Genomic DNA, 8,872 nt, shown 5'->3' on the forward strand with positions numbered 1-8,872 from the left:
AAGCTCACTCAAAACCCAGAGTATGCCAAACGAATGGTCAAGGTGCGAAGTAAGACAGTAGAACCCGTTTTGGGAACGCTCATCAACTTTCTCAACATGAAACGAGTCAATACCCGAGGAATTCAACAAGCCAACAAACATGTGTTGATGGCGGCTATGACGTATAACTTGAAGAAATACCTCAAGTTTGTTGGCAAAAAACCAAAAAGCCAAGCCCAAGTTGTATCGATAAAGCAAGGGAAGGTAAACACTTCATTAAAAGTCACTTTTTTGAAGTTAAAACGAACGTTTTTAAGCCTACTTTTATTAAACAACAACATTTTCAATCCAAAAATAAACCTCGTTTAGAAAGCACTAAACGAGGTTGTTTTTTATGATTAGAATGAAAATTTAGTTTTTGGAGGGGGTTGTGCAACGGTTACCGATGTTACCTGCTGGCGTTCTTTCGGTTTCATTTCGCCAATTTCAATATTCTATACGCTCCTCTTGCCACAACTACAAATACAATAGCTCCGATAATCAAATCGGGATAACTCGAGTTTAACCAATTGACCAAAATTCCCGCAACGATAACTCCCGAATTGATTATAACATCGTTTGACGTGAAAATCATCGAAGCCTGCATATGTGCTTCTTTGCTTTTGTTCTTTTGCAACAGGTAAAGACAAAGTACGTTTGCTATCAATGCCAAAACAGAAACAATAATCATTGTTTTGAAATCGGGCATCGCTTCTATTCCGATAAAACGTCTGATAACTTCAACAAAACCGATAACGGCTAACAGGATTTGAAAGTAACCTGCAAATTTGGCGATATTGTTTTTTCTTGCAATCGTACCCCCAACAGCAAACAAAGCCAATGCGTAAACGATGCTATCGGCAAGCATATCCAAGCTATCCGCTACCAATCCCATTGAGTTGGAAAAAATACCGAACAACATTTCCAATCCAAAGAAAACGAAATTGATAATCAATACCGTCCATAGTAGTTTCCGTTGGCTATTGCTTGTATCTGTTTCAACAACTGCGTTAGTTTCTTCGGTTGAAATCAGCGTTGTATTTAGGTTCAAGGTTTCCAAAGCCGAAAAAATCGGCTCTGGGTTTCCACTATGGTAAACATTTAGTTTTCTATTGGGAATATCAAATTCCAATGACTTTACCGTATCAAAGTTTTGCAGTTTCATACGGATTAATTGCTCCTCACTTGGGCAATCCATTTTTGTTATATTAAATATGGTTTTATTCATCTTCTTAAAGTCTAAATTTTATTCCCCCGTTAATTACAAATCCGTCCAATGGTGCATAGATGTCTTTAAAAACAGGGTTGGTTATTGTGCCTGTATAAATGTTGTCAAAACGGGTCTGCCTTGTATCAAGGAAATTTTCAAAGTTGATGTACAAAGAAAATCTTTCCCAAATTTTTTCAGCCATAAAGCCACACATCACATAGTCTTTACCTGTTGTTCCGTCATTGAGCTTTTGCGGACTAAAATAATAGGCTTCCAAACCAATCTTCCATTTATCCTCTATTTCATACATCAGTACAGAGTTAATGCGGTGTTTTGGTGTTAATGGATTTTCGGTATTTATTCCGTTTTCAATCAATCGGGTATCGGTAAAGGTGTAGCCCAAAAACAATTTAAAATCATCATAACCGATTTTGATATTGGTTTCTGTTCCTTTGGTATGAATGTAGCCCGATGAATTGATGAACTGATATGTATTTGTAGCTATATTTTGAAGCAACAAAGGATTATCCAAATAGGTGTAAAAGAATAAATGATTTATGCTGAATGTCCAATCATCGCCAATATTAGTACGGTAATTGATGTCTGCATTTGCTCCGTAGCTCTTTTCTAATTTATTGGTATTATCGTCAATAGGCATTACATTTTGATATTGTATGCGTTCGCTTTCTTCCGTAAAAATGGTTGGTGTTTTGTAGCCAAATCCGCCTCCGATACGTGAAGTCAATCCGTTAGCAATCTGAAACAATGCCGATATTCTTGGCAAAAAAACAGCTCCGTAATCTATCACGTAATCCGTTCTTAAACCTGTTTCCAATTGAAGCCAATCCGTAGCCTTAAAAGAATTTTGAACGAAAGCCCCGAATGTGGTTTGGTTGTAATCTCTTAACGGAAATGCGGTCATCTGCTTTTCTTTAAAATTGTCCGTCCAAATATTAACGCCTGTTACCCATTCTGACTTTTCTTTGCTGTGGGTATAGCTTGCTTCCGTAAAAGTGGCTGTTTGCGTTCCCTCAAACTCGTAATTGGGAATAGCTGTATTGCGGTTAAAATAACTTACGCTGTTCTTTATCTGTACAAAACTGTTTTCGTTTACCGTATGGTCAAAAACAAATTGGGTAGAATAGCGTTGTGTTTTGTTTTCTTCAAAATATTGGTGTGTGTTATCGCCTTTGCCTTTGATGTAAAGCATATCGCCACCCAAACGGTTTTCAATGGTGGTGTTAATGCCGAAGTTCATTTTTGTTTTATCATTGAAGTAAACAAATAATTTAGGGTTCAGTACATACCTTTCAAATTGGGGAATGGCAGAAAGCCCGATTTGTGCAGGGTCGTAAGCTCCGTTGCGATTATGCGAAGCAAATATTGTCGTTCCGATTTTCTTAAACTTCTGTCCGTAAAAACCATTGATGTCTAAACCCCTGCCCGATGTTCCGTTTAAATGAAAACGCAAATCCCTTTCTTCCGTTGGTGTCTTGGAAATCAGATTTACCAAACCTGCTATTGCTCCACCACCGTACAGCGTAGATGTTGAACCTTTAATAACTTCAACCTGCTTTAAGTCAAGCGGTGGAATCTGCAACAAACCCAATCCGCTCGAAGCACCCGAATAAATAGGAAAACCGTCTTTTAAAATTTGCGTATATCGTCCGTCAAGCCCCTGAATACGAATACTTGCATTGGCACTTGTGGGCGATGTGGTTTGTACGTGGATGCCTGTGCTTTCTGCCAAAAGCATACGAATATCCCCTGCTTTCATATTGCCTTTTTCGTCTAACTCCTCACTTCCTATAAACTCAATACGTGTGGGGATATTTTGGATAGTTCTTGTACTTCTTGTTGATGAAATAACGATTTCTTCCAAATCTACCGATTGTTCATAAAGTAGGATTTCAATCGGAGCTGTATCTTCTAACGGAAAATTAAAGCTGTCGGTACGTTGGGCAAAACCGATATAACTAAATTGAATTTCTTGCAAACCGTTTGCAATACCTGTTAATATAATATGTCCGTTTTCATCGGAAATTGTGGCGATTGTAGTGCCTGTTACCTGTGCGGTTACGCCCATTAAAGGCTCTTTTTTTTCGCTGTCTTTAATTACAGCTTTGAACGTATTTTGTGCATATACACAAAGGTTGAGTGTCATAAAAAATGACACAAAGAGTATTTTTTTCATTGAAAAATAATGCTTAATATTTAATAAATAAGTAATAACGGTGGAAAGCACCGTAACAAATCAGTTTGGGCGGAAAGCACCATATATTAAGCCAATTGTGGAGGATGCCACATAGAATAAGGAAAGTCTGAAATAGGCGGTGTTGGCATTGTGCCTAATTTTCTTTGGGGTTCTTTTACTGAATGTTCAATCGAAAAATGAAAGTTGGTTAAAACAAATCCCGTACAGGTGTTGCAGTTAAAAAAAGGCGAACAGCAACTGCAATCTTCGTCTTGTTCGTTTTGTCCTTGCTCGGTGGTATGTTCCTGCATACATTTATCCTCAATAAAAGACGGTACGGCTGATAACAGCAATACATAAACGGCTAATATTAAAGATATAAATTTCATTTTACAAAGTTAGGTAAAAATTGTTTCGTTATTTTTTGATTTTCCCGAAATGTCGTTTTTTAGCACGAACGTTGTTTTACGCTTGCAGGTAACTCGTTTATATGCGAAACTTTCGAACTAGTATCATGCTTTTTTGGCAAGATAGGCGAATGTTTTGTATTGATTTATTTTCAAATATAATAATTCTTTTAAATTTTAATTGTTATAATCTCATCAATTCTTGTGGTGAAGGATTTTGACAATTTCTCTTGTTTCATTTTCCATTGTTTGCCGAGGGATTGATTAGCGAACTGAGGGAGGGAAAACATTTAAGAACGCGAAAGGATACGCGCACGAACGGGGGAATTTATGACCAATAGTGACAGAAAAACACGATAAAAACTAAGCAATATACTCCACAAAAAAAAAGAGGACTTCTAATCCTCTTGTAAATCTTTATAAAATCATAAAAAAAAACTATAGTGGACGGACAGTAATCGGTTCCGTTCAACAGGAGTTTCATTGTTGGCTTTGCAAGCCCAACGAAACTCTAGCTATTAGTGGCTGGGCTTCTTTGTTTTTCGTCTGTTAGCAACATTTTTTGTCCTGCTGAATTGGTGGACAAGCAACACTTCCGTAACTACAATAAACACAGCAGTCGCCTTGTTTTGGTTTTAGAACTTGTTTACATTTTTCACATTCGTAAAAATATTGACAAGCGTCTGTCGGCATTGTTTCTTCTTTCTTGTGTCCGCAGTTGGGACAAGTTATTGTTGATTGTAATTTGATTTCCATTTTAATTTTCTTTTTTGTCAGCTACAGAATATCCTGTTGAGTTTATTGCTTTTTCGATTTCAGAAATATTTGTTTTTGAGTTGTCAAATTCTATGATTGCATTTCCATTTTCATATGAAGCGTTTGAACTTATTATTCCTGTCAATTTATTTACTTCGTGATTTACGTGTTCTTCGCAACTCGCACAAGTCATTCCGCTAATCGTAAATTTTACTTTTTGAATATTGGATTTGTCCACTACTATGATTTGCTTTTCTTTCTTTGGGTAGAAAATGCTTGAATAGTATGGAAAGGCAAGCATAACGATTGCAAATGCTGTTACAATTCCTAAAAACATTTTTGACTGAATGAATTTTGGTTTTTCTTCTGTCTCACAGTTGCAGTCAATTTGCTTTTTAGGTTTCAACTTTTGATACCAAGCAAAACCAAGAACCAAAATTGTCAAACCGATAAAATACGGTCTGAAAGGTTCGAGCCAAGAAAAAGTAGAAGCAAGTCCGCTTGTTCCTGCTACTAAAGCCAAGACTGGAGTAATACAACACAATGAAGCTGCAATTGCTGTTAAAAGTCCAGCTCCGATTAGTTTTTTGTCTGTTTTCATAATGTTTCTAAAATTTTGTTTTCGTCAAGTATTTTAAAAAACGGTTTCAGCATTTTTTCATACTCTTTTGTCAATGAGTAAAAAATGGTTTGTGCTTCTCGTTCGGTTTCAATTAGTTTTCGGTCTTTGAGTTTTCGCAAGTGTTGTGAAATTGCCGAAATTGTCATACCAAGAATGTCGCTCATATCACAAACACAGAGTCGTTTTTCTTCATATAATAGAAAGAGAATTTTCAGTCTTACGTTGTTTCCCGCTAATTCAAGTCCGTTCGATAAATAGTCAAACGAGCCGTTGAGTTCTGAAACTCGGTTTTTACAGCGATTTATTTGTTTAATGTCCGCTTGTTGTCGTATGCAAGAATTGTTGTCCATATTGCAAAGATAGTTAATTTGTTTATTTAAGCAATTACTAAAATACAAAATATCAAAAAGAACCCGATTTGTCTGTCGGGTTGTGTCGTCATAGCCTTGCCACTAACGTTTTGGGGCTTTGCGATGGTGGGGCAATCGAAGCACAAATCTTCAATTTTGTACAAAAGTTGAACCGAAGAAATACCGTTGAACTTTGCAGTTTCGCCCCACTATTGCAAAACCCTTGTTGAACTAAACCTTCGGTAGCACCAAGCGAACTTTTAATTATCTTACGAATATAATTAAAATTTATAAGTATGACTACAAAAAAAAGCATCCTGATGCTTTAAGAGAAGCCAAACTCCTCAACCAAGCCAAGCGAGAAGTTCCTGGATTCACCGAGTTACTGCATCGTTTTGAACGCACTATTTCTGTTTTAGGCAGAAGCCAAAGTACCTTTGCTAACTATGCTCGTCATGTGGCTGCAATTTCACTTTACTTTGGTAAGATACCTACCGAACTTGATCCGGAACAAGTGCATGACTACTTGTTTTATCTGCAGAAAAAATCTAAAAGTCCTTCACAGTCGTATTTTAAACACACTGTTTACGGACTTCGATTTTTACTCAAATCAGAAGGACTTCCCTATGATTTTTTACACTTACCTGAGATTAAGCACGAAAAGAAATTACCCGTTGTACTCTCTAAAGAAGAGGTGTGGAAAATGCTTCAAGGATCCACACTACTCAAGCACAAAATCCTTATTGGTTTACTCTACGGGTGTGGACTTCGATGTATGGAGGTGCGTAACGTTCGATTAGGCGATTTAGACTTTGACCGCAAACAACTACGTGTAGTGCAAGGCAAAGGCAAGAAAGACCGCTATGTGCCACTATCGGTACATTTAATCCGCGGACTCAAAACCTACCTTGAAGCGGAAAAACCTACCGATTGGATTTTTAACGGACAACCCATGGCTAACAGAGCTGGTGGCGATTTTGATTCTCGCTATTCACAGCGTGGGGTGCAATGGGTCATCAAGCAAGTGATCAAACAAGTCGGTATTACCAAAGAAGTACACGTGCATACCCTTCGGCATTCCTTTGCTACGCATTTACTCGAAGATGGTATGGACATTATCACCCTGAAGAATCTCTTGGGTCATGAAAATCTGGAGACTACTATGGAATACCTTCAAATTGCCCAATTGCCTACACAGCGTGTTTTTAGTCCGCTAGATACCTTGTTTGCCCAATGCAGCCGGACTGTGAAGTAGCCCATGTGCTACATCATTTGGGTAAAAATATTCAGACTATCGGGCTTAACACTTGGCAACTTCGAACATTTTATGCCCTTAAAAAGTGCAGAACAGCCGCCTTGGGAGGTCATATCGATGCATGTGACGATTGTGGCAACCTCACCATTAGTTATAACAGTTGCCGCAACCGACATTGTCCCAAGTGTCAAGGAAAAAACCGAGAGGATTGGATACAAGCTAGAGAAGCGGAACTCTTACCGGTGCCTTATTTTCACTTGGTATTTACTTTGCCCGATAGTATCAATGCTTTGGCGATACACAACCCAAAATTGGTGTTTGGTGTTTTGTTTGAGGCCGTTTGGCAAACCTTAGCTCAGTTTGGTAAAAGCCAAGACCTGCAAATGGGAATGATTGCTATTTTGCATACTTGGGGACAAAATTTATCCCTGCATCCGCACTTACATTGCATTGTTCCTGGTGGCGGTATCGATAAGCATGGCAATTGGAAGAATATTCGCTGTGATGGTAAGTTTCTTTTTCCGGTGAAAGCCTTGTCAAAGGTTTTTAGAGCCCAGTATTGTGAAAAACTAAAAAGTAAAGAACCAATACAGTATGAGCAAATTCGCCAAGAGTTATGGCAAAAATCTTGGGTCGTTTTTGCTAAAAGACCCTTTGGGAGTCCAAAATCAGTGGTGGAATATCTAGGAAGGTATACCCATAAAATAGCCATCAGTAATCACCGAATCAAGGCTGTTGACGATAAAAATGTGACTTTTGATTACAAAGATTACAAGCAAAAAGGAATCAAAAAGCAAATGCAACTGACGCATCAGGAATTCATTCGTCGGTTTGCAATGCATATTTTGCCCAAAGGTTTTGTAAAAATACGTCATTACGGATTTTTGAGCAGCACTTGGAAACAACAAAAGTTAGGTGTATTGAAATCAAAACTCCAAATACAACCTGCTGTCAAAACAGCTCAAGCCACTAAAATCAGAAAATGCAAATGTTGCAAAACAGGCAATTTGCATACGATTCTAATTTTCGACAAACGAGGACCACCTGAGGGGTATCTTGGCGATAGCCAAAATTCAAGTTCCTATAAAAACTAATTTTATGGGTAAGGGTATTAATGCCTAAAAGTGAAGGAAAACACACTAAAAAACCAATGAATACACTTCATAAAAAAGAGGAAACTACATCCTCTTCTAAATCTTTATCAAATCATATCGAAATCCCCATAGTGGATAGACAGTAATCGGTTCCGTTCAACAGGAGTTTCATTGTTGGCTTTGCAAGCCCAACGAAACTCTAGCTATTAGCAGCAGGTGTTTTTATCATTATATCTATTTAATGAAATCCAATAAATTCCCATTTGTCCTCTTGTTTTCATTTCTTCCATATCAATTGAGTTCGGCATTTCAATTTTCTCAGTTGTTAGTTTTGTGTAAAATGATTTGTAGTTTCTGAATTGTTCAAATGCAAATTCAAAATTTGAGTAATAACTTAACATCCAGTCCAGTTCATAATCTGTAACATTCTTATTTATTCGTCTGTCAAGTGTCTTAATTATTGCTTTTTCGGCATCTGGGTCTAAGTCTGCAATTCCTGTATAACAAGAAGGTTCTGTTCGAGAATACCAAATTAAAAACAAACCTCTTTTCAATGCTTCTAAATCACTTTTGTTCAGTTTTGCATAGTCTGAATGTATTTTTTTATATTGTTCTGAATATCCCAAAATCTTAATCTGCTCGGTTTTTTCTTCCATAGTTCCACTTAGGGAAATTACGGAAGAATACAGTTCTAATTCTTTATGTCCTAATTCGTTTACTGTCATTTTATACTTGCTGCTAACGTTTTGCTGCTTCTGGCAGTGGCGTAATTTGCTCACTGACAACAACAAATATACCGAATATTTGAAAACGAAAGTTGTTTTGTAAGAAAAAAGATTTTCACTGAAGTTTTATTAATAAATCCCATACCTAGCCATTGCTAGAAACAGCTGTGCTTGTTGCACAACTCCCCAAATATACCAAAAAAATCTTGCAAAAAAGATTCACGTTTTGTAATTTTAGTCA

General features: G+C 37.3%; 11 protein-coding genes. 3 read left to right on the plus strand and 8 right to left on the minus strand.

Annotation, left to right across the window (positions count from 1 at the left end):
- Positions 1 to 348 (plus strand): transposase (locus AC23MC_RS16235; protein ID WP_487570658.1); only part of this gene is annotated, 348 nt, incomplete at its 5' end.
- A gap of 103 nt (positions 349 to 451) precedes the next feature.
- On the opposite strand, the gene AC23MC_RS16240 is transcribed toward AC23MC_RS16235, so the two are convergent.
- The 7 genes from AC23MC_RS16240 to AC23MC_RS16270 form a co-directional block, all read right to left on the minus strand.
- Positions 452 to 1,246, minus strand: coding sequence for a cation efflux transmembrane domain-containing protein (locus AC23MC_RS16240; protein ID WP_045972337.1), 795 nt, complete (start codon positions 1,244 to 1,246; stop codon positions 452 to 454).
- Between the two features lie 4 nt (positions 1,247 to 1,250).
- Positions 1,251 to 3,422 (minus strand): TonB-dependent receptor, encoded by a 2,172-nt coding sequence (locus AC23MC_RS16245; RefSeq protein WP_487569387.1) that lies wholly within the window; start codon positions 3,420 to 3,422, stop codon positions 1,251 to 1,253.
- An 86-nt stretch (positions 3,423 to 3,508) separates the two neighbouring features.
- Positions 3,509 to 3,811: a hypothetical protein gene (locus AC23MC_RS16250; RefSeq protein ID WP_487569386.1), complete on the minus strand. Its 303-nt coding sequence runs from the start codon at positions 3,809 to 3,811 to the stop codon at positions 3,509 to 3,511.
- Positions 3,812 to 3,999: 188 nt separating this feature from the next.
- Positions 4,000 to 4,119, minus strand: a complete 120-nt coding sequence (locus AC23MC_RS16255; RefSeq protein ID WP_300095335.1) for a DUF4113 domain-containing protein — start codon at positions 4,117 to 4,119, stop codon at positions 4,000 to 4,002.
- Between the two features lie 259 nt (positions 4,120 to 4,378).
- Positions 4,379 to 4,585 (minus strand): GDCCVxC domain-containing (seleno)protein, encoded by a 207-nt coding sequence (locus tag AC23MC_RS16260; RefSeq protein WP_069796431.1) that lies wholly within the window; start codon positions 4,583 to 4,585, stop codon positions 4,379 to 4,381.
- Position 4,586: 1 nt separating this feature from the next.
- A complete protein-coding gene (gene merTP / locus AC23MC_RS16265; protein ID WP_487569385.1) occupies positions 4,587 to 5,186 on the minus strand; it encodes a mercuric transport protein MerTP in 600 nt (199 codons plus the stop codon).
- Entirely contained in the window at positions 5,183 to 5,557 is a 375-nt protein-coding gene (locus tag AC23MC_RS16270; RefSeq protein ID WP_035679264.1) for an ArsR/SmtB family transcription factor, read from the minus strand. The genes merTP and AC23MC_RS16270 overlap by 4 nt, the downstream gene beginning before the upstream one ends.
- 457 nt (positions 5,558 to 6,014) lie before the next feature.
- On the opposite strand from AC23MC_RS16270, the gene AC23MC_RS16275 reads away from it, so the two are divergent.
- Together AC23MC_RS16275 and AC23MC_RS16280 are read left to right on the plus strand one after the other, a co-directional pair.
- A complete protein-coding gene (locus AC23MC_RS16275; protein ID WP_487569384.1) occupies positions 6,015 to 6,812 on the plus strand; it encodes a tyrosine-type recombinase/integrase in 798 nt (265 codons plus the stop codon).
- On the plus strand, positions 6,791 to 7,906 hold the full coding sequence (locus AC23MC_RS16280; protein WP_487569383.1) for an IS91 family transposase: 1,116 nt from the start codon (positions 6,791 to 6,793) through the stop codon (positions 7,904 to 7,906). Before AC23MC_RS16275 ends, AC23MC_RS16280 begins: the two co-directional genes overlap by 22 nt.
- A gap of 206 nt (positions 7,907 to 8,112) precedes the next feature.
- On the opposite strand, the gene AC23MC_RS16285 is transcribed toward AC23MC_RS16280, so the two are convergent.
- The gene (locus AC23MC_RS16285; RefSeq protein ID WP_487569382.1) at positions 8,113 to 8,631 is read right to left on the minus strand and encodes a hypothetical protein; all 519 of its coding nucleotides are present in this window, start codon (positions 8,629 to 8,631) and stop codon (positions 8,113 to 8,115) included.
- Positions 8,632 to 8,872: the final 241 nt, after the last annotated feature.

The organism is Flavobacterium sp. T50_26, from assembly GCF_057652995.1.

What these genes read in the sequence shown, in the direction of transcription:
- AC23MC_RS16240 (WP_045972337.1), bottom strand. Translation starts at nt 1,246, where the DNA reads ATGAATAAAACCATATTTAATATAACAAAAATGGATTGCCCAAGTGAG.
- AC23MC_RS16245 (WP_487569387.1), bottom strand. Translation starts at nt 3,422, where the DNA reads ATGAAAAAAATACTCTTTGTGTCATTTTTTATGACACTCAACCTTTGT.
- AC23MC_RS16285 (WP_487569382.1), bottom strand. Translation starts at nt 8,631, where the DNA reads ATGACAGTAAACGAATTAGGACATAAAGAATTAGAACTGTATTCTTCC.
- AC23MC_RS16255 (WP_300095335.1), bottom strand. Translation starts at nt 4,119, where the DNA reads ATGTTTTCCCTCCCTCAGTTCGCTAATCAATCCCTCGGCAAACAATGG.
- AC23MC_RS16250 (WP_487569386.1), bottom strand. Translation starts at nt 3,811, where the DNA reads ATGAAATTTATATCTTTAATATTAGCCGTTTATGTATTGCTGTTATCA.
- AC23MC_RS16270 (WP_035679264.1), bottom strand. Translation starts at nt 5,557, where the DNA reads ATGGACAACAATTCTTGCATACGACAACAAGCGGACATTAAACAAATA.
- merTP (WP_487569385.1), bottom strand. Translation starts at nt 5,186, where the DNA reads ATGAAAACAGACAAAAAACTAATCGGAGCTGGACTTTTAACAGCAATT.
- AC23MC_RS16260 (WP_069796431.1), bottom strand. Translation starts at nt 4,585, where the DNA reads ATGGAAATCAAATTACAATCAACAATAACTTGTCCCAACTGCGGACAC.
- AC23MC_RS16280 (WP_487569383.1), top strand. Translation starts at nt 6,791, where the DNA reads ATGCAGCCGGACTGTGAAGTAGCCCATGTGCTACATCATTTGGGTAAA.